25 protein-coding genes and 1 pseudogene are annotated in these 26,686 nt (G+C 58.2%); 11 read left to right on the forward strand and 15 right to left on the reverse strand.

Annotated features, from left to right (window positions below; all coding sequences use genetic code 11):
• Positions 1-150 precede the first annotated feature (150 nt).
• The 3 genes from GE543_RS13960 to GE543_RS13970 all read left to right on the forward strand — a co-directional run bounded on the left by GE543_RS13960 (position 151) and on the right by GE543_RS13970 (position 3,495).
• A complete protein-coding gene (locus GE543_RS13960; protein WP_024649113.1) occupies positions 151-1,437 on the forward strand; it encodes an MFS transporter in 1,287 nt (428 codons plus the stop codon).
• A gap of 170 nt (positions 1,438-1,607) precedes the next feature.
• Entirely contained in the window at positions 1,608-2,501 is an 894-nt protein-coding gene (locus GE543_RS13965; protein ID WP_003313827.1) for a neutral zinc metallopeptidase, read from the forward strand.
• 4 nt (positions 2,502-2,505) lie between these two features.
• Positions 2,506-3,495, forward strand: coding sequence for an alpha/beta hydrolase (locus GE543_RS13970; RefSeq protein WP_153221671.1), 990 nt, complete (start codon positions 2,506-2,508; stop codon positions 3,493-3,495).
• 122 nt (positions 3,496-3,617) lie between these two features.
• Here GE543_RS13970 and GE543_RS13975 read toward each other — a convergent pair whose 3' ends face one another.
• The 3 genes from GE543_RS13975 to GE543_RS13985 all read right to left on the reverse strand — a co-directional run bounded on the left by GE543_RS13975 (position 3,618) and on the right by GE543_RS13985 (position 5,783).
• Positions 3,618-4,208 carry an HAD family hydrolase gene (locus GE543_RS13975; protein WP_046269600.1) on the reverse strand — a complete coding sequence of 197 codons (591 nt, stop codon included), beginning with the start codon at positions 4,206-4,208 and terminating at the stop codon, positions 3,618-3,620.
• Positions 4,205-5,074 carry an acyl-CoA thioesterase II gene (gene tesB, locus GE543_RS13980; protein WP_003424653.1) on the reverse strand — a complete coding sequence of 290 codons (870 nt, stop codon included), beginning with the start codon at positions 5,072-5,074 and terminating at the stop codon, positions 4,205-4,207. Before tesB ends, GE543_RS13975 begins: the two co-directional genes overlap by 4 nt.
• A 139-nt stretch (positions 5,075-5,213) precedes the next feature.
• Positions 5,214-5,783 (reverse strand): GNAT family N-acetyltransferase, encoded by a 570-nt coding sequence (locus tag GE543_RS13985; protein ID WP_003313831.1) that lies wholly within the window; start codon positions 5,781-5,783, stop codon positions 5,214-5,216.
• A gap of 120 nt (positions 5,784-5,903) precedes the next feature.
• On the opposite strand from GE543_RS13985, the gene GE543_RS13990 reads away from it, so the two are divergent.
• Positions 5,904-6,821: a histone deacetylase gene (locus GE543_RS13990; protein ID WP_153221672.1), complete on the forward strand. Its 918-nt coding sequence runs from the start codon at positions 5,904-5,906 to the stop codon at positions 6,819-6,821.
• Between the two features lie 105 nt (positions 6,822-6,926).
• Entirely contained in the window at positions 6,927-8,165 is a 1,239-nt protein-coding gene (locus GE543_RS13995) for a TIGR03862 family flavoprotein (RefSeq protein ID WP_153221673.1), read from the forward strand.
• Between the two features lie 248 nt (positions 8,166-8,413).
• Here GE543_RS13995 and GE543_RS14000 read toward each other — a convergent pair whose 3' ends face one another.
• Positions 8,414-9,742, reverse strand: coding sequence for a DEAD/DEAH box helicase (locus GE543_RS14000; RefSeq protein WP_153221674.1), 1,329 nt, complete (start codon positions 9,740-9,742; stop codon positions 8,414-8,416).
• A gap of 62 nt (positions 9,743-9,804) precedes the next feature.
• Positions 9,805-10,719 (reverse strand): drug/metabolite exporter YedA, encoded by a 915-nt coding sequence (gene yedA, locus GE543_RS14005; RefSeq protein ID WP_003313834.1) that lies wholly within the window; start codon positions 10,717-10,719, stop codon positions 9,805-9,807.
• A gap of 167 nt (positions 10,720-10,886) precedes the next feature.
• On the opposite strand from yedA, the gene GE543_RS14010 reads away from it, so the two are divergent.
• On the forward strand, positions 10,887-11,354 hold the full coding sequence (locus tag GE543_RS14010; protein ID WP_004411882.1) for an Lrp/AsnC family transcriptional regulator: 468 nt from the start codon (positions 10,887-10,889) through the stop codon (positions 11,352-11,354).
• 10 nt (positions 11,355-11,364) lie between these two features.
• Here GE543_RS14010 and GE543_RS14015 read toward each other — a convergent pair whose 3' ends face one another.
• From GE543_RS14015 to GE543_RS14025, 3 genes are all read right to left on the reverse strand, one after another.
• Positions 11,365-11,976 carry a PolC-type DNA polymerase III gene (locus GE543_RS14015; RefSeq protein ID WP_153221717.1) on the reverse strand — a complete coding sequence of 204 codons (612 nt, stop codon included), beginning with the start codon at positions 11,974-11,976 and terminating at the stop codon, positions 11,365-11,367.
• Between the two features lie 21 nt (positions 11,977-11,997).
• Entirely contained in the window at positions 11,998-12,474 is a 477-nt protein-coding gene (locus GE543_RS14020) for an NYN domain-containing protein (protein ID WP_002555259.1), read from the reverse strand.
• Positions 12,475-12,871: 397 nt separating this feature from the next.
• Entirely contained in the window at positions 12,872-13,576 is a 705-nt protein-coding gene (locus tag GE543_RS14025; RefSeq protein WP_046271017.1) for a DUF2076 domain-containing protein, read from the reverse strand.
• 197 nt (positions 13,577-13,773) lie between these two features.
• Between GE543_RS14025 and GE543_RS14030 the strand changes: the two genes are divergently transcribed.
• Complete coding sequence (locus GE543_RS14030; RefSeq protein WP_003368738.1) at positions 13,774-14,436, forward strand: YciC family protein; 663 nt, start codon at positions 13,774-13,776, stop codon at positions 14,434-14,436.
• 33 nt (positions 14,437-14,469) lie between these two features.
• Entirely contained in the window at positions 14,470-15,612 is a 1,143-nt protein-coding gene (locus tag GE543_RS14035; protein WP_153221675.1) for an endonuclease/exonuclease/phosphatase family protein, read from the forward strand.
• Between the two features lie 65 nt (positions 15,613-15,677).
• Here the strand turns inward: GE543_RS14035 and GE543_RS14040 are convergent.
• A pseudogene (locus GE543_RS14040) lies at positions 15,678-16,115 on the reverse strand (hypothetical protein); the annotation flags it as partial.
• A 306-nt stretch (positions 16,116-16,421) separates the two neighbouring features.
• Between GE543_RS14040 and GE543_RS14045 the strand changes: the two are divergent.
• Positions 16,422-16,670: a hypothetical protein gene (locus GE543_RS14045; RefSeq protein ID WP_032699752.1), complete on the forward strand. Its 249-nt coding sequence runs from the start codon at positions 16,422-16,424 to the stop codon at positions 16,668-16,670.
• A gap of 170 nt (positions 16,671-16,840) precedes the next feature.
• Here the strand turns inward: GE543_RS14045 and GE543_RS14050 are convergent, their stop codons facing one another.
• Both GE543_RS14050 and GE543_RS14055 read right to left on the reverse strand, forming a co-directional pair.
• Positions 16,841-17,068 (reverse strand): hypothetical protein, encoded by a 228-nt coding sequence (locus GE543_RS14050; protein ID WP_050554485.1) that lies wholly within the window; start codon positions 17,066-17,068, stop codon positions 16,841-16,843.
• A 60-nt stretch (positions 17,069-17,128) separates the two neighbouring features.
• The gene (locus GE543_RS14055; protein WP_004411893.1) at positions 17,129-17,584 is read right to left on the reverse strand and encodes a helix-turn-helix domain-containing protein; all 456 of its coding nucleotides are present in this window, start codon (positions 17,582-17,584) and stop codon (positions 17,129-17,131) included.
• A 185-nt stretch (positions 17,585-17,769) separates the two neighbouring features.
• Here GE543_RS14055 and GE543_RS14060 point away from each other — a divergent pair, with 185 nt between their 5' ends.
• Both GE543_RS14060 and GE543_RS14065 read left to right on the forward strand, forming a co-directional pair.
• Positions 17,770-19,011: an MFS transporter gene (locus tag GE543_RS14060; protein ID WP_371927168.1), complete on the forward strand. Its 1,242-nt coding sequence runs from the start codon at positions 17,770-17,772 to the stop codon at positions 19,009-19,011.
• Positions 19,008-19,904 (forward strand): EamA family transporter, encoded by an 897-nt coding sequence (locus tag GE543_RS14065; RefSeq protein ID WP_153221677.1) that lies wholly within the window; start codon positions 19,008-19,010, stop codon positions 19,902-19,904. The genes GE543_RS14060 and GE543_RS14065 overlap by 4 nt, the downstream gene beginning before the upstream one ends.
• Positions 19,905-20,101: 197 nt before the next feature.
• On the opposite strand, the gene hrpB is transcribed toward GE543_RS14065, so the two are convergent.
• From hrpB to GE543_RS14085, 4 genes are all read right to left on the reverse strand, one after another.
• A complete protein-coding gene (gene hrpB / locus GE543_RS14070; protein ID WP_153221678.1) occupies positions 20,102-22,639 on the reverse strand; it encodes an ATP-dependent helicase HrpB in 2,538 nt (845 codons plus the stop codon).
• A gap of 297 nt (positions 22,640-22,936) precedes the next feature.
• Positions 22,937-23,947, reverse strand: a complete 1,011-nt coding sequence (locus GE543_RS14075) for a hypothetical protein (protein WP_153221679.1) — start codon at positions 23,945-23,947, stop codon at positions 22,937-22,939.
• Between the two features lie 61 nt (positions 23,948-24,008).
• Positions 24,009-25,208: a PIN domain-containing protein gene (locus GE543_RS14080; protein WP_153221680.1), complete on the reverse strand. Its 1,200-nt coding sequence runs from the start codon at positions 25,206-25,208 to the stop codon at positions 24,009-24,011.
• A 182-nt stretch (positions 25,209-25,390) separates the two neighbouring features.
• Positions 25,391-26,611, reverse strand: a complete 1,221-nt coding sequence (locus GE543_RS14085; protein WP_371927169.1) for a UvrD-helicase domain-containing protein — start codon at positions 26,609-26,611, stop codon at positions 25,391-25,393.
• Positions 26,612-26,686 lie beyond the last annotated feature (75 nt).

Consider the following 26,686-nt stretch of genomic DNA (forward strand, 5'->3'; position numbering starts at 1 on the left):
TCGTGAACTGCATTCGCACTGGAGCGTGAGGAACGAGAGGTTCTTTCATGCCCGTCACTGCGAAACTGTCAGAATATTTATTAGCTTCCTATCGATACGCTGGGGTATAAACCAAAACCTGAATCAGCTGCTTCGATGGGATCCTTTTTCTTGAGCTCCGAGTCTTCCGCGCCTTCTGTGCCGGTCAAGTTGTCCAGCCAGCCCGGTTTCGTCAGTTTTATCCTCTCGCGCCTGATGGCCGTGTTTGCCATGCAGATTCAGGCGGTGGTCGTTGCCTGGCAGGTCTATGACATGACCCGCGAGCCGATGGCGCTGGCCTATGTGGGTCTTGCTCAGTTCATTCCCATGTTGCTGCTGTTGATGCCTGCCGGGGATCTGATCGACCGCTACAACCGCAAGGTCATCCTGATGCTCAGCTGGGGTGTGCAGGCGATCTGTGGCGTCATTCTGTTGGTGTTCTCGGCGCTGAAGCTGCAAGACCTGCGGCTGATCTACGGCGCGCTGATGCTGTATGGCTGCGCCCGCGCCTTTACCGGTCCGGCGCTGCAAAGTCTGTTGCCGCAGATTGTCCCGCGCGACCAGCTGGCCTCGGCCATCGCCACCAACAGCGTGATCATGCGCTGTTCGACCGTCGGTGGCCCGCTGATCGGTGGCTATCTTTACTGGCTGGGCGGCGCAGAGTTGACGTATTCGGTCTGCGTCGCAGCATTCATAGCCGGCATCCTGTTTCTGGCCCCCGTGGCAACGCCCTTTGCCGGCAAGCCGGTGGAACTGGGCTCCAGCGCCTGGGGCCGGTTCACCGCGGGCATTGCCTTCATTCGCTCGCGGCCGATCATCCTTGGCACCATTTCGCTGGACCTGTTCGCCGTGCTGCTCGGCGGCGTGGTGGCGCTGCTGCCGATCTACGCCCATGAAGTGCTGCACCTCGGGCCGCAAGGGCTGGGCATGCTGCGGGCGTCGATGAGCCTGGGAGAACTGGGCGTGGGCATTTACCTGAGCATGCGCCCGTTGCAGCGCAACGTTGGCATGACCATGTTTCTCGCCGTCGGCCTGTTCGGCGTAGCGAATCTGGTGTTTGCACTGTCGACACTGTTCTGGCTGTCGTGCCTGGCCCTGCTGATTGCGGGCGCGGCGGACATGGTCAGCGTGTTCATCCGTTCGGCGCTGGTGCAGTTCTCGACGCCGGACAACATGCGCGGCCGGGTCAATGCGGTGAACATGCTGTTCATTGGCTCCTCCAACGAGCTGGGCGAGTTCCGCGCAGGCACCAGCGCCTCGCTGGTCGGCGCAATCCCTGCCGCAATCATGGGGGGTGTCTGCACGCTGGGCGTGGTCGGCGCCTGGATGACGGGCTTCAAATCGTTGCGTCAGGTCGACCGTTTTGCCGACGCCTCGCCGCCGGACGTGCTCAACGCGCAGCCCGTGAAACAGGCCTGACAGCGGCAGGTTTCAGCAAAACACAGCCACGGCACAGCTTGGGCGAACCAATCAGCCCCGTTACACCTCTATACCCTCGCATTCTGCACACGACGCTGGCCGGAACGCCGGACTGGCGTATTCGCGTATCAGCAGCGACACTCATTGCACGAAAAGAAGAGGGATCCGACATGCTCTGGAAAAAAGGCCGACGCAGCGACAACGTAGTCGATGCGCGCGATGGCGGCAGCAGTGGTGGCGGCGGCGGTGGCATGCGCATCGGCGGCAAAGGGCTGGGTATCGGCGGCATCGTGATCATCGTCGCCATCGGCCTGCTGACCGGCCAGGACCCGATGCAGATTCTCGGGCAACTGACCGGTCAAGTGACCGAGCAGAGCGCCCCGCCCAGCGCGCAAACGCGTGAAGCGCCGCCGGCCAACGACCAGCAGGCCGAATTCGTGCGCAGCATCCTTGGCGATACCGAAGACACCTGGCGCGCCGTATTCGCCCAGAATGGTCGCGAATACAAGGACCCTACGCTGGTGCTGTTCAGCGGCCAGGTCAACTCCGCCTGCGGTCGCGCCACGTCGGCAACTGGTCCGTTCTATTGCCCGGCTGACCAGCAGGTCTATCTGGACATGGAGTTCTTCCGTGAAATGGCTCAGCGCTTTTCCGCCGCTGGCGACTTCGCTCAGGCTTACGTGATCGCTCACGAAGTCGGGCACCATGTGCAGACCCTGCTGGGCATTTCCGCCAAGGTCGACAAGGCTCGCCAGGCCGGACAGAAAATGGAAGGTGCCAACGGTTTACTGGTCCGCCAGGAGCTGCAAGCGGACTGCTTTGCCGGTGTTTGGGCCTACAACGCACAAAATCGTTTGAACTGGCTCGAGCCGGGTGATATTGAAGAAGCATTGAACGCGGCCAACGCTATCGGCGATGATCGCTTGCAACAGCAAAGCAGTGGTCGAGTCGCTCCGGACTCCTTCACTCACGGCACGTCTGCACAGCGTGTACGCTGGTTCAAGGCAGGCTTTGCCCAAGGTCAAATCAATCAATGCGATACATTCGCCGCCAAGAGTCTCTGAGCACATGATTAAACCGCTTCTGGTCCTGTTGTTGAGCACTGCCTTCGTGAGCCTCGGGGCGCATGCCGAGGATCAAGCGGTCAATTCCATCAGCCCGGATCGCCTCGCCATCAATGGCGCAGAGGCGACCCTCGGGCTGAGCCAGGAGTGGGTACATCCCAAGCCGAAGATCGAACGCGTAGTGATCGTCCTGCACGGTCACCTGCGCAATGCGCAAACCTACCTGCGCAGCATCGAACGGGCGGCCAACCAGTCCCGAGAGCGCGGCAAGACCTTGCTGATCGCCCCGCAATTTCTGGATGAAAGGGATATCGTTGCGCACCACTTGCCTGACTCGATCCTGCGTTGGCGCCAGAACAGCTGGATGGAAGGCGCGACCTCCACCGATCCCAAGCCGGTCAGCTCGTTTCTGGTGCTGGACCACATCCTCAAGCGCCTGAGCGACAGCAAGCTGTTTCCCAACCTGAAGGAAATCGTCATTGCCGGGCACTCCGGTGGTGCCCAGGTGGTGCAGCGCTACGCGATGATCGGCGGCAAGGAAGACGCCCTGCTGCAACGTGAAGGGGTGAAGCTGCGCTACGTGATCGCCAATCCGTCGTCCTACGCTTACTTCGATGCGGAACGGCCTGAACCGGTAACCGCGCAAAGCTGCCCGAACTTCAACGACTGGAAATACGGCCTCAACAAGATGCCCTTCTACTCGGGCAAGGAAAAGCCGGCTGACATCGAGAAGAATTACGTGAAGCGCGACATCACTTACCTGATGGGCGAGCTGGACACCGACCGCAACCACCCGGCACTGGACAAGACCTGTGCCGCCGAAGCGCAAGGCGCCTACCGCCTGATTCGCGGGCAGAACTACTTCAACTATCTGCAGAAGCGTCACCCGGAAGGGCTGAACCAGCGCCTGGTGATCGTGCCTAAAGTCGGCCACAACGGCGACGGGATCTTCACCTCACCGCAAGGCCAGGCGGTACTGTTCAAGCCGTTTTGAGTGATATTGATATCGAGTGGTATTGATATAGCTATCGTCCCCACGCTCCGCGTGGGGACGCATTTCTGGACGCTCTGCGTCCTCATGCCGACGCGAATCATTGGCACTATCGGCAGCTCAGATCACCCCAGCATCCCGCGCAGCACTGTGCAATCCTGCGCATGCCAGTCCGTCAGCTCTGGCCATGGGTTGTCCTTCAGGTTGACCAGAACGGTCTTGGCGCCCGCCGCACGGCCGCAGTTCAGGTCATGCATGTAGTCGCCGATCATGACCATCTGCTCCGGCTCGACACTCCAGCGAGTGGCCAGCTGCAGCAAACCTGCCGGGTCCGGTTTTGGCGTCGCCTCGTCGCGGCCCAGCACATCCTCGACGGCAAAGCAGTCATCCAGGCCGATAGCCTTCAAGGTGATATACGCCAGCTCCTGAGCGTTACGGGTGAGTATGCCCAGCTGATAGCCGCGCGCCGACAACTCGCGAACCAGCTCGACCGCGCCTTCGGCAGGCTGCGAAGCCAGTGCCAGCTCGCGTTCATGCTCCAGCAGCCAGGCGTGCTTGGCCGCCGATTCCTCAGCGGGCAACGCAGCAAGATGCCCAAGAATGTCGTCGTCCTGGGGGATGCCCAATTCACGTTTGATGGCCGGGAAGTCGTGGATAGGGACGGTCAAGGTACCGTCCATGTCGAACACCCAGTGCCGTATACCTTCGAGTGTCATGCCCAATCCTTACGATGGCGGATCAGCCCTTCCTGACTGACGGATGCGACCAGTTGCCCGGCACGGTTGAAGATACTGCCGCGCGAGAAGCCGCGCGAGTTGCCTGCCCAGGGGCTGTCCATCGCGTAGAGCAGCCAGTCATCGGTGCGCAGGTCGTTGTGGAACCACAGCGAATGGTCAAGGCTGGCAACCTGCATGTCGCGCTGCCAGACGGTTTTGCCGTGTGGCAGCAATGAGGTGGTCAGCAAGTTGAAGTCAGAGGCGTAGGCGAGCATGTAACGATGCAGCGCCTGCACGTCCGAGAGGCTGCCATCGGCGCGGAACCACACGTATTTCACGGGCTCGCCGGGCTTGGGATCGTAGGGATCCTCGGAGGTCACCGGGCGGAACTGGATCGGCTTGGGGCGCAGAAACTTGTCGTGCATCGCTTCGGGAATCAGGTGCGCGCGGCGGGTCAGCAACTCCAGCTCGGACGGCAGGTCTTCCGGGCCGACAATCTGCGGCATCGTCGCCTGGTGCTCGAAGCCCTCTTCGTCGTACTGGAACGAAGCGCTGCAGGTAAAAATCGGCTTGCCCTTCTGAATGGCAGTGACGTGGCGCGTGCTGAAACTGCCGCCGTCACGTACGCGGTCCACCTGATAGACCACCGGCAAACCGGCATCGCCGGGACGCAGGAAGTAGCCGTGCAGCGAGTGAACATGACGGTCCTCTTCGACCGTCTGACTGGCGGCGGACAGCGACTGACCCAGCACCTGACCACCAAACAATTGGCGAAAGCCCAAATCCTGGCTATGCCCGCGGAACAGGTTTTCTTCAATGGCTTCCAGCGTCAGCAACTCAACCAGATCATCCAGCACTTGGCTCATTCTCATTCCTCTCGTACATCGACTTTGCACTGGTACGGCAACAGCAGTCGCTGCATTTTCCGACAGGCCTCGGGCCCATCCCACTGGAACGGAATGATACAGACTTAAGATGGTTGGCTTAATTCAATCTGCACCCTGATCAAGGCTTCAGCGTCTTGAGCCACTGCTCATGGCTGATCCGGTACAGCACGTGCGGCTTGAGCGGGTGGCCGTCCTCAAGGTTCGGGTGATCGAAACTGCCGGACTCATCCTGCTGCATACCGATTGCCTGCATCACCTTTTGTGACGGCTGATTATTGACCGCCGTGAACGACACGATCTCCTTCAGCTCCAGGCGCTCGAAACCACAGCCCAGCGCGGTCCATGCCGCCTCGCTGGCAAAGCCCAGGCCCCAGTGGTCATAAGCCAAGCGCCAGCCGATCTCCACGGCCGGTGTAAAAGGCGCCTTGAAACCCACCACATGCAGCCCGGTAAAACCGATGAACTCGCCGGTGTCCTTGCGCTCCAGCGCCCAGAGCCCGAAACCCAGTTCGGCAAAATGACCGCGCAGCCGCCCGATCATGGCAGCACTTTCAAGGTGGCTCAGGGGCTTCGGAAAATAGCGCATGACGCGAGGGTCCGCACTCATCCGGGCGAACGCCGGCAAGTCATCGTCACGCCACTGCCGCATCCGCAGTCGGGCGCTATCAAGCTTGAGTATCGGTTCCATCGATTCCCCCGTGTCACGAGACATGAATGGGCGTCAGTGCAGCCGTCTGCTACGCCACACAACTGGGCGTACGGATGCTTTACTGGCACTATCGGGCTTCGGCCCTTCAACGGACGCAAAATGTCCCTACCGCTTATCTACCACGAAGACTACAGCCCGGACTTCCCGGCGGATCATCGCTTCCCGATGGACAAGTTTCGTTTGTTGCGCGATTACTTGATCGACAGCGGCCTGACCAGTGACGTTCAATTAATGCGTCCCGAGTTATGCCCGGCGGACATTCTGGCGCTGGCTCACGATCCTTCCTACATCAGCCGCTACCTTAGCGGTGATCTGTCGCGCGAAGACCAGCGGCGTCTCGGACTGCCGTGGAGCGAGGCCCTGGCACGCCGGACCATCCGTGCGGTAGGCGGCTCACTGCTGACGGCCGAACAGGCCCTCACGCATGGCCTGGCGTGTCATCTGGCGGGCGGCACCCACCATGCGCACTATGACTACCCGGCGGGTTTCTGCATTTTCAATGACCTGGCGGTGATCAGTCAGTACCTGCTGCAAAGCGGCCGCGTGGAGAAGGTCCTGATCTTTGACTGCGATGTGCATCAGGGTGACGGCACGGCGCGTATTCTGGCCGATACCGAGGACGCCATTACCGTCTCGCTGCACTGCGAAAAGAACTTCCCGGCACGCAAGGCGCAGAGCGACTGGGACATCCCGCTGCCGATGGGCATGGGCGACGCCGATTACCTCAACGTGGTCGACGACCTGCTCAACTACCTGCTGCCGTTCTACAAGCCGGACCTGGTGCTGTACGACGCAGGCGTGGATGTCCACAAGGATGATGCGCTGGGCTATCTGCAGCTCACCGACCAGGGGCTGGCCAATCGCGACGAAGCGGTGCTGCGTCATTGCCTGGGCCGCGACATTCCGGTCATGGGCGTGATCGGCGGTGGCTACAGCAAGGACCGCCAGGCACTGGCAAGGCGCCACGGGATCCTCCATCACAGTGCGCAACGGGTCTGGAACGACATGGGCTTGTGACCCTGCGCGGGACTTCGCCTCAGTCGCAGCGCATGACGTGCGCCACACCTTGAAAGAGCGCTCGGGTAGAATGCCCCACCCCTCTGCTATCGATCTTCGCTGACCATGACCGACCTCGCCCCCTCCACCGCCCGAACCGTCGCCATCATCGGAGGCGGCCCTGCGGGGTTGATGGCAGCAGAAGTGTTGAGCCAGGCCGGACTGAAGGTCGATCTGTACGACGGCATGCCATCGGTTGGGCGCAAGTTTCTGCTCGCCGGGGTGGGCGGTATGAACATCACCCACTCCGAGCCTTACCCGGCTTTTCTGGCGCGCTATGCCGAACGTTCGCCGATGATCGAACCACTGTTGCGCGGCTTTGACGCTGATGCCCTGTGCCAGTGGATTCATGCGCTGGGCATCGAGACCTTTGTCGGCAGCTCGGGGCGCGTGTTTCCCACAGACATGAAAGCCGCGCCCCTGCTACGCGCCTGGCTCAAGCGGCTGCGCGATGCCGGTGTCACGATTCATACGCGGCATCGCTGGTCGGGCTGGAACGCTGATGGCAGCCTGCGTATCACGAATGCTGACGGTGAACTGGCGATCAAACCTGCAGCCACGTTGCTGGCGCTGGGCGGCGCCAGCTGGGCGCGGCTGGGGTCTGACGGGGCCTGGCTGCCATGGCTGCAGGCAAGGCAGGTCGAGGTTGCGCCTTTGCAGGCCGCCAACTGTGGTTTCGAGGTAAGCGCCTGGAGCGACCTGCTGCGCGACAAGTTTGCCGGTGCGCCACTGAAAAATATCGCGATGGGCCTGCATGGCCATGCCCTGCGTCTGGGCGAATGTGTGCTGACCGCGACGGGTGTGGAAGGCAGCCTGGTGTATGCGCTGTCGGCGCAGATTCGTGAACAGATCAACCTTCACGGCTCAGCGGTTGTGGATATCGATCTGCTGCCCGGCAAAGCGCTGTCGGACGTTCAAAAAGCCCTGAGCAAACCACGCGGCTCACGTTCGATGTCCAAGCATCTGCACAGCCAATTGGGGCTGGACGGCGCAAAGGCCGCGCTGTTGCGCGAGCTGGCGCCTCTTGAAGCGTTTGCCGATCCGCTGTTGTTGAGCGAGGTGATCAAGGCGTTACCACTGCCCCTGATCAAACCACGCCCCATCGATGAGGCCATCAGCACCGCAGGGGGCGTTACCTTCGAGGCCATGGACGAGCGTCTGATGCTCAGGCAATTGCCCGGCGTATTCTGCGCCGGTGAAATGATCGACTGGGAAGCGCCGACCGGCGGCTACCTGCTGACCGCCTGCTTCGCCAGCGGCCGCGCTGCGGGTTTGGGGATGGTCGAGTGGCTGCAATCGCGCTGATCATGATCGTCGCCACGCTCCGCGCTTATTGTTATGTAAAAGTCCGCTTTTGATTCTGCCCGAAGGGCGTAGGAGCGAACCGGGCGACGCTTCGCTTGTTCGCGAAGAGGGTGTTTCAATCGATGCATTTTCGGCGATTATGCAGGCCCCTTCGCGAACAAGTTCGCTCCTACGGCCTCCGGCCAGAATCAAAAACGAACTTGTGTATAGCAATGAGCGCTCCGTCCGCGTTGAATGCGCACTGCGCTTCAAGGCTTCTTCTTGCGCGGACCCGTGTTGAAGACCGGCACTTTACGCACCGGCTTGACCACCGGCGCAGGCTCGGACTCGCCGCTGTCGACCCATTTGCCCAGGTTGCGCTTACTGCCCGACACCTTGGGTTTCTTCGGTTTCTTGGGCTTTTTCAGAATCTGGCCGCTGGCATCCGTGCTCGGCACGCGATGCTCCGGTTCGAAATCCTGCTCTTCCTTGCGCTCCAGGGTCTGGCGGGTCAGCACTTCGATGGCTGACAGCAACTCAACCTCATCGGCACACACCAGCGAAATCGCCTCCCCCGTCAGCCCCGCACGGCCGGTGCGGCCAATACGGTGGATGTAATCCTCGGCCACGATCGGCAGGTCCAGGTTGACCACGGTCGGCAGGTCATCGATATCCAGACCGCGCGCCGCCACGTCGGTGGCCACCAGAATCTTCACTTCATTGCTCTTGAAGCGGTCCAGCGCACGCTGGCGAGTGGCCTGCGGCTTGTCGCCGTGAATGCCGTCGGCGTTCATGCCCAACCCCTGCAAGCGATCCACCAGTTGATCGACACCAACCCGGGTCTTGGCGAACACCAGCACCTGGCCCCAGCGATGCTTCTTCATCAGATGGATGAACAGATCCGCCTTGCGTTTCTTGTCCACAGTCACGACCCATTGCTTGACCGACGATGCCGCGACATTGCGCGGGCTGACTTCGATGGTCAGCGGGTCATTGAGCATCTGCGCGGCCAGCAGACGAATCTCGTCGGAGAACGTCGCGGAGAACAGCAGGGTTTGGCGCGGCTTCGGCAACACCGCATAGATACCGCGCAATTCCTCGGCAAAGCCCAGGTCGAGCATGCGGTCAGCTTCATCGAGGATCAGCGTCTGTAACTGGGAGAACTTGACCGCGTTCTGGCGATGCAGATCGAGCAAGCGGCCTGGGGTCGCGACCAGCACGTCCACGCCCCTGCGCAGTTTCATCATCTGCGGGTTGATGCTCACGCCGCCGTAAGCCGCGTAGGTGGTCAGCGGCAGATGCTCGGCGTACTGACGAATGCTTTCGTGAACCTGATCGGCCAGCTCGCGGGTCGGCGCCAGCACCAGCGCGCGAATCGAGTTGGGCGCGACTTTCGGGCCTTCCATGGTCAGCCGTTGCAGCAGCGGCAGGGCAAAACCTGCGGTCTTGCCGGTGCCGGTCTGTGCAGCAGCCATCAGATCGCGGCCCGCCAGTACCGGAGGAATTGCCTGAGTCTGTACAGGCGTCGGAGTCTGGTAACCGAGCGCTTCGAGGGCGCGCAGCAAGGGTTCGATCAGGCCGAGAGAGGCGAATGTCATGGAAATACCGTAGGAAAGATTCAACGCAAGGCGCGCAGTTTAACCTGTCCGGCGCGCCTCGGTTAGCTTGTGCGTGTCGATACGGCCTCTCGCGGCGGCGACCGGCGCCATTGCGGCAGGCCAATCAGCACCACGGCACTGATGATCACCACCATGGCCATGCACTCTTCGACACCAATCGTTTCGCCAGCGAACACCACGCCAAGCATCACTGCCACCGCCGGATTGACGTAGGCGTAGCTGGTCGCCGCTGCCGGGCGCACGTTCTTGAGCAGGTACATATAGGCGCTGAACGCGACGATAGAGCCGAACACCACCAGATACAGCAGCGCGCCCCAGCCCGCCGCCGTCGGCATATGCGTTAGACGCTCGCCACTCAAGGCACTGCCAATCAGCAGCGTCGCTCCCGCCGTGATCATTTCCGCCGCACTGGCCATCGGACCCTTCGGCAACGGCAGGTGCTTGCTCAGCACCGAACCGAATGCCCAGGCGGCGGCGGCAAAGATCACCACGGCGGCGCCATAAGGGCTGGCCTGCAAATTGGAGCCGAGGTTCAACAGGCCGATGCCGATCAGGCCCAGCACGATGCCCGCCCATTCAAGGTTGGTGGTGCGGTTGCCCCAGAACAGCCCGAACAGCAGGGTAAACAGCGGCATGGTCGCCACCGCCAGCGCTGCCACACCTGACGCAACGCCTGCGTGTTCGGCCAGGGTCACACCGCCGTTACCGCAGGCCAGCAGCAGGAAGCCGATCACGAACGCGGCTTTCCACTCAGCCCAGGTCGGCGCCGGCACGCCGCGAAACCGTAGAAAGCCATACATCAAGCAGCCAGCAATTAGAAAGCGCACACCCGCCATCATTAACGGCGGCCATGATTCCACACCGATGCGGATCACCAGATAGGTAGACCCCCAGATCAGGTACAAGGCCAGAAAGGCACCGATGAGCAAGGGTGAAACACGAACGGATTGAGGCATGGCTAGGCTCTGGGATCATTGTTATGGTTGACCTATTGTATGAAGGCCGAAGTCGGATATTAAGCAGACAAACCTGTTTAAACCGCGCTGAAACTTACGATTCAATGCTTGTCAGGCCTGCTTTCCTTTTATTTTAAAACCGCCCATCGCTCGGTACGAGGCACGCCATGACCCTGGATAAATACGATCGGATTCTGCTTGATGAGCTGCTGAAAAATGGCCGTGCGTCTTTTGCGCAACTGGCGAAACTGGTCAACCTGTCCGCGCCCGCGGTGGCCGAGCGGGTCGCCAAGCTGGAAGCCAGTGGCGTGATTACCGGTTACGAGGCCAAGGTCGATCTGTCGAAAGTCGGCCTGCCGATTCAATGCATCATCGAACTGCGCATGGGCAGCCATGGCAATCAGCAGGCCTACAAGGACCTGTGGAAAGTCCCCGAACTGATCCAGTGTTACCGAGTGACGGGCGACCCGTGTGTGATCATGCGCGCGGCGGTCGATTCGATGCCGCACCTGGAAGACCTGATCAACCGAATCGCCAAGTTTGGCTTCAGCAAAACGTCAATCGTGCTGTCAACGGCAGTGGAACGCAGCCTGCCGGCCGATTACTTGATCAACAACGGCAAGCAGGAGCACTGACAAGAACAGGTCAGAGGCCGCGCTGGCGCTTCAGCGTTTCGCTGATCTTCGCGGCGGGGACTTTCTGCAGGGAGCACAGCATTTTGTGAGAAATGGCAGAGATGCCGTGGGTCTGGCGCAATTCGTTGGTCAGGTACGCCGTCAGGTTGGCCGCCATTTCCGCATCGGCCATCGCCCGGTGAGCCTTGCCGGTGTCGGGCAGGCGCGCATAACGGGTCAACGTGCCGAGCTTGTGGTTCGGTGCGCCGGGCATCAGCCGTCGGGCCAGCAGCAGCGAACAGGCAAAGCTCTGTTCGCGCGTGCGCTCGATACGCGACAACTCGTAATCCCAGAACTTCTGGTCGAACGAGGCGTTGTGCGCCACCAGCGGTGTTGAACCGACGAAATCCGCCACATCGCCCATCACCCTTTCGGCGCTGGGGGCGGTACGAATCATGTTGTTGCTGATGCCGGTCAACCCTTCGATGAACGCAGGAATACGCACGCCCGCATTCATCAGGCTCTGAAAGCGCTCGACGATACGCCCCTGCTCCATGATCACCACCGCAATCTCGGTCGCCCGGCAGCTATGGCCCGGGGAGATACCGGTGGTTTCAAAGTCGATGACTGCAATACGTTCCAACACTGGCCTGGCCCTGTAAATTCATTTCAACAACAACGCGCCTTCAATCGGGACGTAACGGCTGGCGGCGCGGATCAACGAGTTCGCGGTCAGCCCCGGTACGCCGTAGGCGACCGCCTCGACCCCATGCTTGCTGATCACGCGTTCGAGCAACATGTCGAAATCGCCATCACCGGACGCCAGCACGACTTCGTCCACTTGCGGCGCGAAATCCATGATATCGATGGTGATGCCGACATCCCAGTCCCCTTTGGCCGAACCATCGCTGCGCTGGATGTACGGCTTGAGCCTGACCGTGAACCCCAGATTGCGCAGGATCTGCTGGAACTGCTGTTGCTTGCTGTCGCCACGATCGATGGCGTACGCAAACGCGTGAACGATCTCGCCGCGCTTGCTGATATCCGCCCACAAGGCGGCGTAATTGAAATGACAGCCATGCGCCTGGCGCACGGTGTAATACAGGTTCTGCACGTCGGCGAACACCGCGATCTTCTTCACCGCAATTCCTCATGGCGGGCAACATGCCCACGGGTTACAGCGATCCGGAACGTGAATCGGCGCCCAGTATGCCAGTTTGAGGAAGGAATTGAGGGATGGATCGGTACCGGCCGCTGTGAAGCCCGTGCGTCATGGCACAGATTATCGTTCCCACGCTCCAGTGCTCATCGTTATACACAAGTCTGCTCTTGATTCTGGCCGCAGGCCGTGGGAGCGAGCTTGCTCGCGAAGAGGCCGGTAACCCCTGAAAATGGAGCATCTGTACCATCGTATTCGTGAGCAACGCGGATCGCCGCCCCCGACCTGCGGGCAGAAGCCCGAAAGTCACGCTTTTCGGGCTCTTGGAGATTTGTGCATAACGATGAGCGCTGGAACTTGAAGAACGACCGTCACATCCTCAAACGAACGAATCATCGTCCGAGAAACTGTCGCCGCCATCGTCGAAATTATCGTCAGCCGTGTACTGCTGATCCGGCTGTCCCCAACCCCCCTGATCATTGGACAAGCCGGTGTCCTGAGCCTGTGGCGCGTCATGAATGACCTCGACGATCTCCTGCGGCTGGCTGTGGTGGCTGAACATGCTACTGATACCTTCTGCCAGCAGCACACCGCCCGCTACACCGGCCGCGGTCTTCAGCGCGCCGCCAAGAAAGCCACTGCCGGCAGCCGGAGCCGGCGCGGCATAACCACCCTGCGGCGCTGCGGGCGCAGGTGCAGGATTGAAACCACCACCATCACGCCAGCCGCCACTGGAAGGCTGGCTGGGTTGCGGCTGCGATGCGCGCGGGGCGCTGCTGCCAAAGATACTCGACAAAAACCCGCCACTCGCTGGCGCGGATGAGGCTTGCCCCTTGGCCTGCTGGAGCTCGGCCTGCAACTGCTGAATCTGCTCGTCGCGCTGTTTTACCTGCTGATTGAGCTGATTGACGGCTGCTTCCTGCACCAGAATCGCCTGCGTCATGTAATACGGCGCAGCGGGTTGACGGGTCAGATGCTCCTTGATACGCGCCTCGGCCGCAGCATCTCGCGGGGCGGATGCCGTTTCAGCGTCTTTCAGTTTCGAGAAAAGACCGTCAATCAGGGTTTGCTCTTCGCTGTTCATGACCACCTCACTGAGTTGCCACTGGAATTCTTCCCTGCCGCAATGGCAGGACCATGTGCAGAAAATGGGGCCTCATCGACGCGCTTCAATGACATGAAGAAAAAGATAACAAGGCGTGCGCCGAAAACCACTGCGCTTGGTTCGACAGGGGGCATGGGCTAAAGTGTGCGCCTGCTTTTAGCCTGCGATCTATCTCCATGAACCCGTTGAACATCATCCAGGATTCGCTTTATTTCTTTCGGCGTAATCTGGGCAGCATCGCGCTGCTGTGCCTGCCTGTCGTGATCCTTGAGGTACTGGCCAAACAAGCGCTGGGCAGCGCCATGTCCGCCGACACGTCACCTGCCTACGCATTGGTGATCGGGCTGTTTTTCTACCCTGTCTATACGGCCGCGCTGATCCTGTTTCTCGACGCACGCAGCCGTGGCGAGGACGTACACACCCGCGATGTACTGGCCATGGCCGTGCGCCTGTGGCCGACCTTCGCCGTGCTGTCGGCCATGAGCACCCTGCTGATCATGTTCGGCCTTTCACTGTTCGTCGTACCCGGCATCTGGGTGATGATCAAACTGGCGTTCAGCGAGTACCTGCTGGTTCTGCGCAAACTCACGCCGTTCATGGCCATGCGCGAAAGCATGCAGATGACCACCGGACACTTCACGCGCATTCTGGTGTGCGTGCTGAGCGTCTACATTCCCCTGTGGCTGCTCGAGGGCGCCAGCCTGTACCTGTTTCCGGAACCGCAAAGCGCAGCGGTTTCCGTAATCACCGACAGCATCGGCAGCTTCCTGCAGCTGTTCACCACCATCGTGACGTTCCGCCTGTTCATGCTGATCAGCGAGCCCGCGCACCGCGCCTGAAGCAAAGGCTGACGTCAGGCGCGTCGATTCGGTATGCTCAATGCCGAATCCCTCACTGAGCGCCAGGCGCTCCAAGTCGAGCCGATGCCCCGTTTACTGCTACGTCTGACCCTGTACGGCTTGCTGCTGGTCGCCGTATTGCTGTTACTGGTTTTCCAACTGACCTGGCGTCCTCCAGCCCGTGAATTACTCACGGCCAGTTGCAACCCTGCGGTCGAGGCACCGAAACTGGTGCCGGGGCAAGCGCTGAAAGTCATGACCTGGAACATCCAGTACCTGGCGGGTAAACGCTACGTGTTCTGGTACGACATGGCCGACGGCAGCGGCCCGGACGAACGCCCGACCCATGAAGACCTTGCCTACAATCTGGATGAAGTGGCGCGGGTCATCCGTGACGAACAGCCCGACATCGTGCTGCTGCAAGGCGTCGACGATGGCGCCAAGAACTCCGACTATCAGGATCAGCTGGCGCTGATCAAGGAACGTGTCGCGGACCTCTACCCGTGCAGCACGCAGGCCTTCTACTGGAAGTCAGAGTTCGTACCCAACCCGCATATCTGGGGCAGCGTAGGCAGAAAACTGGCGACCCTCAGCCGCTTCCACATCGACAGCGCCGAACGTATTCAACTGCCGGTGCCCGACGCCAACATCATCAGCCGTCAGTTCCAGCCAAAGGATGCCTTGCTGGTCAGCTACCTGCCCTTACGTGACGGCGGCAAACTGGCCGTCATCAATACCAGCCTGACCACCGCCAGACACGCCGGCGACACCGCACAAAAACAGGTCGCGGCCACAGAAACACAGCTGGACAAGCTGGAAAGCGGCGGCACGCCCTGGCTGATCGGCGGCGACTTCAACCTGCTGCCGCTGGGCCAATACCAGCGCCTCCCCGAGCAGCAGCGCCTTGGCTACGCCGCCGACAGCGAACTGCACGAGCTGTGGGACAAATACCCGATGATCCCCGACAACGCCGAATCCAGCGGCATCGACCGCAGCAAATGGCTGACGCGCTTCCCCAACGACAGCCGCATCAACGGGCCGGACCGGACGGTGGATTATCTGTTCTACAGCCCAAGCCTGAAGCGGGTCAGTGCGCGGGTGCGCAGGGATGACACGTTGTTGATCTCTGATCACCTGCCGGTGATTGGGCGGTTTTTGTTGCCGGTGGTGCCTTGAAGGGGCAAAGCGCACTCAGGCTTCAAGGGTGCTCAACATCCATCCCCAGCATCGCGTCGAGTGTTTGCTGAAGCTTCGATGCGCTCTCCGTGCGTGATGTCGCCTTCATGCTCATTGCCCGCAAATATGGGCTCATAACCTTTTCCGGTGAACGTAAAGAATTTCGTTTTTCCATCAGCCGTCAACTGGGCCAGGGCTGCGTTCACTAGCGGGAGAGACCGATCGTCAGGCTCAAGCGCGCGGTCATACCCATCAAACTCGATGCCCATAAAGTTGGCCTCATCAGCATCATCCGTGTAACAGCGCGCGACGAGGGACAAGGTGCCTTCTGTGAAGTAGTACATATCGTACTCGTAGTAGTAGTCGTAGAGGCCGTCCTTATCCTGCTCGCTGGCGTCGATATGGTGATACCGCTCCATGAGGATTGAACCCGGGCCTTGGCATGTCCACTGGGGTTTGAACTCGCGTTTACGGTTGTCATCCCGTGAGAAGATGGTTTTCATCCAGCGCTTGATAAAGGATTTGAAAACAAATCTGGCAGTGTTCAATGTCTTTCCCTGGTTACCCGATTGCTCGGCGACGTTCCGCGATCGATTCCTGAGTATTCGCGTGGTTGAAAATACCGGAGCCAAGCGAAAATGGCAGCCCTGTAGCCGTCGATAAGCTGGCGAGTCACCGAGCATCTGAATGTCGTCCTTCAGCGTTCGACAGGGTCAAAACAGTTTGAACGGTTTCTGAGCGCGCTCGCCTAATGATTAGCCCATGGATACTTCCATGGGCGACGTGCCAATACCGGCATACACCAAAGGGTGATCAACATGGCTAAAGACGACAAGAAAAGTAAAGGCGAAGCCTCGAAAGCCAGCAAGGACTTGAAAGACAAGAAGGCATCACCTGCCAAGAAATCTGAAGCGGCCTCGACGCTTTCCAAGTCTTCTGAAAAGAAAGACAAGAAAAAAGACGCCGAGCCAAAGAAAGCGGCCAAAAAAGCGGATAGCAAGCCAGAAAAGGCCAAGAAATCAGAAAAGGCTGAAAAGCCGGCTAAAAAGAAAAAGTGACATCTGCTGCCTGCCAGGGCGTCGCGCCCTGGCGTTCTCTGGGTATCTGAATATCCAACATCTTATCGAGAACCTCCTCGAACTTCGATAACCCTACTTCTAGCCCAACTCCGTAAACAGCTGTGCCGCGCGCAGTCGATAGCGACGGTTATTCCGGTCCCGGTGAGCCCTCAGGGGTATTTACGTAGTTTCAGCTCGACTCTTGTCGCATCCAGCCAGTTTGCTCGGTCGGCTGTCCAGAGGCTGCTTTTAAAAGAAAAGACACAACAGTTTTGCTGTGTATCGATGATGACGGGCGGAAAAACCCAGTGTGAATTGCCCGCTTCCCACGATGTTGCCTCGACCCGATAGCGGCCGTCATCTGAAAGTGCAAGGATTTCGGTGTCTTCGACATACATAGGACCAACCTCATGAAGCGGCATGCTTGCTTGAGCAATTGACGAACAAACATGCAGTTTTCAGGACTCACGCTTGATCCGAAGCCGATGACAGTCTGCTGAAGTCAACGCCTTACCGGTTTTCGAGCGAACCATGAGAGTTTCCACAGGCTGCGACGATTCGTTGTCCAGCAATACCGAATGAGTATCGCCCTTGCTGAACAGAAAGCGTTCGCCCCACTGGCGCATGCTTACTACAACAGGAAATACGGCGTGCCCCATCTCGGTAAGCACGTACTCTTTGTAAGCACTGCCATCCGACGCTGGCTGCACATCAAACACTCCTAGCTCAACCAGCAGCTTGAGCCTTGCAGCAAGTATGTTCTTTGCCAGCCCAAGGTTTTTCTGAAACTCGCTGAAACGGCGAACGTCGTCAAAGGCCTCTCGGAGGATCATCAATACCCAGCGATCTCCAATAGCCTCAAGCGCTCGGGCCACAGGGCATTCGCTTTGTGCCATCAATTTCTGTCTGGCCATGTATCTCCGACGTCAGGCGCCAACCAAATAGTGTGCAGAAGACATTCTGTCGGGTAGACGAAAAACCCACAACTGTAGTTGCAAATTAAAACCAGCACTGCTAAAAATCAAAACCTGGTTTTAATTAGAAACCACATCAGGGACGAATTATGACACTGAATACTCGATCTTCCTTGAAGGCAGGCATGGAAACTGATCGTGAATCCGGCAATACGGCAGCATTGCTTTCGCACACACCGCGCACTATCAGCAGACGCCTGATGTTCTTGTTTGCCACCACCTGCGCCTTGTCCGTTGCCAACGTCTATTTCGCTCAACCACTGCTGGATTCAATGTCAGCCAGCCTTTCGGTAGGTACAGGAGTCATTGGCATAGTCGTCACTGCGACACAGATCGGATACGCCCTGGGCTTGCTGTTCGTGGTGCCGCTGGGCGATATGTTGAACCGCAGGACACTAATCCTGACGCAGATGCTGATCTCAGCCGTGGCTTTGTGCGCGGTGGGCCTGTCGCAGAATTGGGGCATGCTGCTCGGCGCAATGATGCTGGTCGGGCTGACGGCCGTTGTGGTTCAAGTGGTCGTGGCCTACACCGCATCGCTGACGAGCACCGAACAACGTGGTCAGGCCGTAGGAACGGTGACAAGCGGCGTTATTCTGGGCATCTTGCTAGCGCGCTTCGTTTCCGGCGCAATGGCTGATCTGGCGGGCTGGCGAGGTGTCTACTTCGTTTCAGCCGTCTTGATGGTCTGCATGTCACTGCTACTGTATCGCGCCATGCCGACGTCTCAAGCGTCGCAAGAAAAAGGTAACTACTGGCAGCTTCTGGGCTCTGTTTTCACGCTTTACAGAACCGAACGCACATTACGCGTCAGAGGCACCTTTGCCCTGCTTATATTCGCGGCATTCAGCGTGCTGTGGACCGCCATGGTTCTTCCGCTCAGCGCAGCACCTCACTCGCTCTCACACACGCAGATCGGCCTGTTTGGCCTGGCCGGGATAGCTGGTGCACTTGCGGCAATGCAAGCGGGACGTCTCGCAGATAAAGGGCTAGGTAACCGCACAACAGGCATTGCGCTGGCACTGCTGACCTTGTCGTGGCTGCCAAGCGCATTTATTGACAGCTCATTGCTGGCGTTGGCCGTCGGAGTAATTCTGCTGGATTTTGCCGTGCAAGCAGTGCATGTGACCAACCAGAGCCTGATCTTCGCTGCAAAGCCCGATGCGCAAAGCCGGCTGCTAGGCGCCTATATGTGTTTCTACTCGTTGGGCAGCGGCGTCGGCGCCCTGGCGGCCACTTACACTTATGCGAATTCTGGCTGGGTCGCTGTATGTCTACTGGGGGCAGCCATCAGCGGTATTGCGCTGCTGTACTGGGCGTACCTGCAAATTCCGTCCGTGATTCATGACAAGGCAAATCATCAATGAAACCACTGCACATAGCGCTGGCTGTGCTGGTCATGGCCATCTGGGGAATCAACTTCTCAGTGATCAAACTGGGGCTGACAAACGTCGATCCACTCATTCTGGCAGGGCTGCGCTTTAGTCTTTGCGCCCTGCCAGCGATCTTTTTCGTCCGTAGACCCAATGTGCCTTGGCGATATCTCATCGGTTATGGGCTGGTCTTCGGCATCGGGCTCTGGGGAATAGTCAATCTGGGCATCAAAGCCGGGCTTTCGGCCGGGATCGCCTCGCTGGTACTGCAGTTCAGCGCGTTCTTCAGCATCCTCCTAGGCAGTTGGGTATTCAGGGAAGCACTGAACCGGTTCCAGATATTGGGCATGCTCATTGCGCTCAGCGGTCTGCTCAGCGTCATATTGATCAGCGACGGCTCGGTCAGCCTTCTCGGCATGCTACTGGTGCTGGTGGGAGCGTTGTCCATGAGTGTGGCCAACATCATTAACAAAAAAGCCAATACCAGGGATGTCTTTGCTTTTCTGGTATGGTCCAGCGCCTTCTCGCCTATCCCCCTGTTCGCCCTTGATTACGCCATTAACGGCAGCGTCGGCTACATCATGTTTGTGAACCATATCGGCACCACCGCAGTACTGTCGATTCTGTTTCAGGTCTATCCCAACACCCTGTTCGCCTACTGGATATGGAACTCGTTGCTCAAGACCTATCCCATTTCAACTGTGGCTCCGCTGTCGCTGTTGGTGCCGATTTTCGGGATGCTGGGCTCGGTTGTGATATTCAACGAGCATATGTCGACGGGCAAGGTACTGGCGGTGCTTTTGATTGTTACGGGACTGAGCGTTGGGTTGTATGGAAGACGGATTTTTGATGGGTTGATTGGGCGGGACGGCAGAGTTTTGAGGTGACAGGTTGAGCCGGTTATCCACGCAGGGGCCTGAGCTTGAACGGGTAGATAGCCCCCTGCGATTTTCCTGCTCGCGCTTCGTCGGGCGGTTTGAAAAGGCATTTCCTCAAACTATCGCTGTTGCCCTTACGCCTGATGCGTCAAGGAAGACTCCAGAGAACGTCCGGCCTACTAAGGCGTAGCCAGTGTTTGGCCCTACTACGTTCCCCTAGGCTTGACCCGCGCCGTCGCCTCCGCCACCAACGGATCATCCGGCCAATAATGCTTGGGATAGCGCCCCTTCAAGTCTTTCTTCACATCGATGTAGGTCGACCGCCAGAAGTTAGCCAGATCCTGCGTCACCTGCACCGGGCGACGTGCCGGGGACAGCAAGTGCAGTTTCAGCACCTGCCGCCCGTTGGCGATACGCGGCGTATCGGACAAACCAAACAGCTCTTGCAGCCGCACCGACAGAATCGGCGGATGTTCGCTGTAGTCGATACGGATATTCGACCCAGAGGGCACTTGCAGAGTCTGGGGTGCCTGCACCTCCAACTGTTGCGGCAATGGCCATGGCAGGAGGTTGCGCAGGATGGAGGACAGGTCGAGCTGGCTGAAATGGCTGAGCCGGGTGACTTTGCCCAGGTAGGGCATCAGCCAGTTTTCGAGTGTCGCCAGCAGTTGTGCGTCACTCAGATCAGGCCACTCGCTCGCTGAGCTTTTCTCGATATCCAGGCCGCGCAACAGTGCAACACGCGCCTGCCACTGACGCAGTTCCGTCGTCCAGGGCAGCAGTTCCAGGCCTTTGCGGCGCACCAGCGCCAGCAGCGCGTGGCTGCGGGTTGTCTCGTCGAGGCCGGTCAGTGGTTCGCGACTGATGATCAGTTCACCGACTTTGCGCTGTCGCTCGGCGCGGAATACACCTTCGCGTTCGTCCCAGTCGATCTGGTCCACGCTGATGACTTGCTCGGCCAACACCGAATCGAACAGTGCCGGATCGAACTCGGCGGCGAGGTAGATGCGTTCTTCGCGCTGGCCCTGACGACTGCCCAAATCCGCGATGACTAGCCATGGCTGTTTCATCAGCGCATCCGCCTCGGCGAACAGTGCCGCGCGGCCGTTGGCCAGTCGGTATTCGGCTCCGCCCGCTCGGCGTTGCTGTGCGACGCGATCCGGGTAGGCCAGCGCCAGCAAGGCGCCCAGCCAGCGTGAGTGGTCCGGATCGCTGACCGGGCTGCTCGCTGCGTCGCGCAGATACCCGCGATATTGCCGCGACAGTTGTCTGGCCCGTTGTACCCCGCCTTGTGCGCCGCGCGCCGCGCGTTCTGTGCCTGCCAGCAGAGTCAGGCGACTGTGCAAGTCAGCGCCAGCACCCCGCAAGATATCGCGCTCGCCCAGCAAGGCTGCGAGGTCACAGGCTTGCGGAGATAGGCCAAGGTCATGCCCACGAATGAGAAGATGGGCAATACGAGGATGAGCAGGCAACTGCGCCATTGCTTGCCCATGGGGTGTGAGGACACCGTTAGCATCCAGAGCACCCAGCCGACAGAGCAGATCACAGGCTTGAGAGAACGCTGCAGTCGGTGGGGCATCCAACCAATGGAGCTGATCAGGTGTAACACCCCAGCGAGCTAAGTTCAGAGCCAATGCCGCGAGATCGGCCTGCTGGATTTCTGGGGCGCTAAAGCTGGAGAGTTGCTCATGTTGGGCTTCTGACCACAACCGATAGCAGACTCCGGGTTCGAGCCGCCCTGCCCGGCCAGCCCGCTGAGCGGCGCTGGCCTTGGAAATTCGCTGAGTCGCGAGGCGGGTCATTGAACTGCGCGGATCGAAACGTGGCACCCGCTCCAAGCCGGCGTCAATGACGATGCGTACGCCCTCGATAGTGATGCTGGTCTCCGCGAGGTTGGTGGCCAGTACAACTTTGCGCTTTCCGGACGGCGCGGGCTCGATAGCTGTCCGCTGTTCGCTCAGCGAAAGCTCGCCGTACAGCGGACAGAGCAGGATCTGTGAAGCGTGACCAGGTGACTGCTTGCTGAGCCATTCCTCCAGATCGCGATGTACACGTCGAATTTCAGCTTGGCCTGGGAGAAACACCAGCACACTGCCCACCTGCTCTTCAAGCACATCGATGCAGGTGGAGACGACGCGAGGCTCTACATACTCTCCTGGCAGCGGGGATTTGCCCCAGACAACGTCCACAGGATACATCCTGCCTTCACTGCTCACGATCGGCGCACCGTTAAGCAGTGCGGATATCCTCTCGCCGTCCAGCGTGGCGGACATCACCAACACCTTCAGCGGCAAGTCTTCTCGGAAGAGTTCACGACCATTCAAGGCGAGCGCCAGAGCCAAGTCTGCGTCCAGGTTCCGCAAATGGAACTCGTCGAAGATAATCAGGCCGACACCATCCAACGACGGATCATCCTGCAGCCGGCGTGCAAGAATACCTTCAGTCACGACTTCGATGCGGGTCTTGGGGCCAACCCGGCTTTCGAGACGGATTCTATAGCCGACAGTTTCGCCCACCTGCTCCCCGATTTCCTTTGCCATCCTTTCTGCTGCGGCACGAGCTGCCAATCGACGGGGTTCGAGCATGACGATTGTCTGGCCGGCCAGCCATGACTGATCAAGGAGCGCAAGAGGGACGCGTGTAGTTTTACCTGCGCCTGGCGGAGCTTGGAGCACTACCTCATTGCGATCGTGAAGAGCTTTGAGAAGGGCCGGCAGGGCGGCATCGATCGGCAACGGGTTCATGGTGTCTCCGGCAGTATTGCCGAATTATACAGGCTGTAGAGGGCGTGAGGTCGTCCCCACCCGGGGACGCCGCTTAATGCAGGCGTTTCGCGTCTTTTCTCACAGCTTGCTTGAGAGTCGAAAGACTATCCGATAATTTAAGGTTATTACCAACTGGATGGCGAACTCAGGAGACTCGGGCAACAGTGACATGGGGGGGATGGCTCTGGGGACTCTCCATTAGCATTGCAGCCTAAACGTCCACCCCATTCATCAAAGAGGCCTAGTCACAACGCATAGTGTGATGAACATCCCAAGCTAATCTAATGATGCAATATTCTCTCGGATACCCTTGAGTGTTTCGACTTCACGCAACTGAAAAGCGCGAACTAAGCTAGCGAGACGAAGGTTGATCTTGTCCTCTCGACCGTAAAAAAGCCGTCGATTTTTATAGCGCTCAAATTGGCCGTTCGTACGATCTGGCATCAATATAAATCGCTCGATCGCTACCCCATTCTGAATAACCTCGTAGGCCTTTGGCATATCGTCAAGCAGCCCATCATGAATGAGCAGATTACGAACCGACTCGACCTCCTGCACCTCTTCACAGGACTCGAAAAGAGATCCCCTGCGATCATTGAGCACTAGTCGATTCCGTTGTCCAAACAGGAATTTTGACGAGGCTAGCTTTGGATAATTCGAAAAATCCGCTCGAAGGTTTTCGGTCTCCATGGCAAGCTTAGCAAGGTAATCGAGCAGGCTGTGCATTCGGATAAATAGGAAACCGAGTATCGCGTTGAGATTCGTAACGCTGGGCGATGTGCTCCACCGGAGCCCGTCGTCAAGACGAATTCCAGGTGTGAATAAGGGCTCTAGGTTTAGTATGCGATAAAACTCACCAGTGAGCTGACTCACCTCTTTTGTACACTCCTGAATAGCCGACACCAGTATGCGACAGTCATACAGATATAAAAATCGGTTGAGTTCGGGGAGTTTCGCAAACGCCAGCAATAGCTTTTCGAACTCATTGCGTCCTATTGGCGACTCCGAGTTGAGCCCAGCTTCAGCTACAAAAGTTGGAGCCATGGGCAGAATGCTGTAATAGTAGCTGATGCTGCCGAAAATTTTGGCGGCAAGCTCATCGTGTATAACTACACACTGGCTTTCGACCTCAAATAGCCCATCGCCGGACAACGACCGCCAACTACCCATTGGATCAAGGAAGAAACCCTCTCCAGCCATTCCTTCTTCGATGGCAGTTGGAACTCCATCTAGGCGAAGGATAACGGAGTTACGATTAAGTAGAGCTGACTGGTCAATTATCGTCACATCAATACCGTCAATTTAGAAAGTGGGTAAGGGTGCTTGCTAAAGACCTTGAAGTCTTCACTCAATACTTCGAGTCTTCTGTACGTCGCCTATCTTTTTCCTGATCCCATTCATACTCCCATCGCTGTTGCTCCTCATGTTCTTGAGAGTAATCTGGCCCAACGTCTCCGAACTCCACGTGCTCCAACTCACCTTGGATCTCTATCTCACCCAGTAGTAGATGGTTCGGGACGTCTGTCCAGTCACCCTCAAAATGAAGCAGCACGTCTGCTTCATAACTAGCCGTCCTTTGCTCTAGAGCGCCTCCAAGCGGAACATAGTCTTTGTCGATCGAATCATATTGGGTAAACGCGAACTGGGCAGTTACCTTGATGGTTACAAGGGTGTTGAGGCTCAGAACGACCCTATCCTCCTCAATGAGAACAATCGCTATCCTGAGCTTTTCGTCGGCAGTGTGGGAGGCAAATTTATGCCCCACATACTCAACCTGAACGTCGTCATATTCAAAATTGAAGAAAGAGCCTGCGTCGATCGTCGGCTCTTGGCTAACCGCACGCTCCTTAATCTCATCGGATATTGATTTGAACAATGCACTGTTGATCTCAAGAAGGCCTTCGGATTGCAGCAGGGCAATCAGCTCCTTTACCTTGGTATGAGGCTGAAACAGGGATAGCGCATCTGAGACTTCCTCGACGACGTGCAGTAATGGAGAATTATTTGCAAAAGCGCGCCAGCCTTTGTCTTTGCTGACCAGCACCATCTTCTTCTGGTTAGTAATCGCCCAGTTTTCCAGCGCCAATAGCGCCACGGCGTCAGGGAACTCGTGCTTTTTGTCTTTGACCGTATCGAAGGGAGGTTGAGAGTTGAAGTACATTTTCATCAACGTGCCAACGTCCGCTTCCGAGCTTGGTATCACACGTCCATTTATGCGTTTATAGAACTGATTAAGCTTATGCTCAGCTAGCTCCCTGGGGCTCACATCAGGGCCCAAATGTGAGCTCGTGAAACCGTCAACCTCTACGTACCTGCCCAAAGCCTTTAAATTGCTCCTGGCCCCCTTCAAGGCTTCACTGATCTCATAGGTCAGGTGAGTGACGCCTTCGAAATGTATGACGTCAGGCTGAATTATCTCAACCGGACTCCCGCTGAATTGCTCCAGTTGCTTGAGAATGCCGCCGTCGAAGTTGTAACGCTGACCCCGAAGTATGTTGCTGTCGAGAGTGAGGGCGGCGAAGTCAAGATAAGGTTCATCAGGGTGCATATTCAGTCCTTGGCGTACAGCTAGGCCTCAAGCAAAATTTGATCGGTACCGTACTTCGGCAGGGAGCGGCTGGGCGTGAATCTTCAAGGAGGCTGGAACCATAGGGAGGTCTTCCAGACTATCGTAGATGGTTCCGCCATCGTTGCTCCATTAATGCCTGACATTTAGTAATCGTAAGCCGCTTATAGGTTGGGCAGAGGAAACTCCAGAATCGGCGTTTTGCTTGAGATTGTCAGAGTGTGTCTGGCCCTTGAAATCGCCACATAGAAAGACTTCGCCGCAGCAGTCTTCTGCTTCACATAATGCGCTGCGTCTGGAATCAGTACGTGATCGAACTCCAGGCCTTTGAGGAGCAACGGCGTGGAAATTGTCCTGGCGACAGTCGCCCGACCGGTCATGCTTAGTCGCTGCCTAACAGCTTCAGACGCAGCGACAAGGCTCTGATGTCGGCCATCCGCAAGCTCCGTCAAAGCTCGCCTGGTGTCTCCAATGAGCTCACCTCGGTACGTCCTTGTATGCGGATGACTCCTTTCCAGTCTCATCACATCCAAAGCGTTCTCGGGGGATCCGCCAATCGAGAGCTTTGCCCACGCGGCGTAGATTTCCATGTCGAGCACGACATCAGTTGCGCCCCCTGAATCAGCCAAAACGCGAGTCACAGCATCATCCATCAGAGACCTCAATGCGTCGGATCGAGCCTGGGGAGTAGATTCCGGCATATCCCACACTTCGGCAAAGTCCATCAGGCGCTTTGCTCCTATCTCCTCGATTGACTGGAAAGCGCCTTTGGTACTTTTTGCAAGTTGATTGCAGGTGTTCCTCCAGCAGTTGATCGCCGCAGTTGAGCCCGTCCTTGAATCGAATCCATCAAAGAACAACGACATATCGAACGCATCATTGCTTTGGATATAGGTGATCGGCCCATCCCTGAGGTCTATCGGCTGCCCGGTCATAAGCTTCTGCCGGGTAGCTGCAATCCATCTGCCCAGCTCCACATTCGCCGCTGTCCAACGGTGGGGGATTTCGAGCTCGTAAGCTTGAGTGAAATAGCTTGCGACAGACTCGCTCCAGCCGATCTTAGTTTCGACGAATTCAAAAATGCCCTGCATCGGATCGCCAAAAATGACAGTCGGGACAATGCTTGATAACCAAGCAGCAATGGAATGCTGATGCTGCTCACAATCCTGATACTCGTCTATCAGCACACGGTCATAGGAGGCTTTGATAACCTCTTGAACAACCGGGCTATTCAGGATGGATACCGCACCAAGATACACATCGTCCCAGTCGGGCTTGTTGAGGTTTAGCTCCGGCCTTCCCGAGCGGCTTGGGAAGGCTTGAACATACCGTCGAGCCCATGATGCAATCGTATCGACCACCACGGTATCTGCGGGCACGTGCATTCGTCTCAGGCGCGCCTTGATGGCATGAACACCTGCGTGGGTGTGAGTGAGTACTAACGTTCTTCGGCCTAGCGC

It is taken from the genome of Pseudomonas sp. SZ57, from assembly GCF_009495975.1.
In the GTDB taxonomy this organism is placed as follows: domain Bacteria; phylum Pseudomonadota; class Gammaproteobacteria; order Pseudomonadales; family Pseudomonadaceae; genus Aquipseudomonas; species Aquipseudomonas syringae.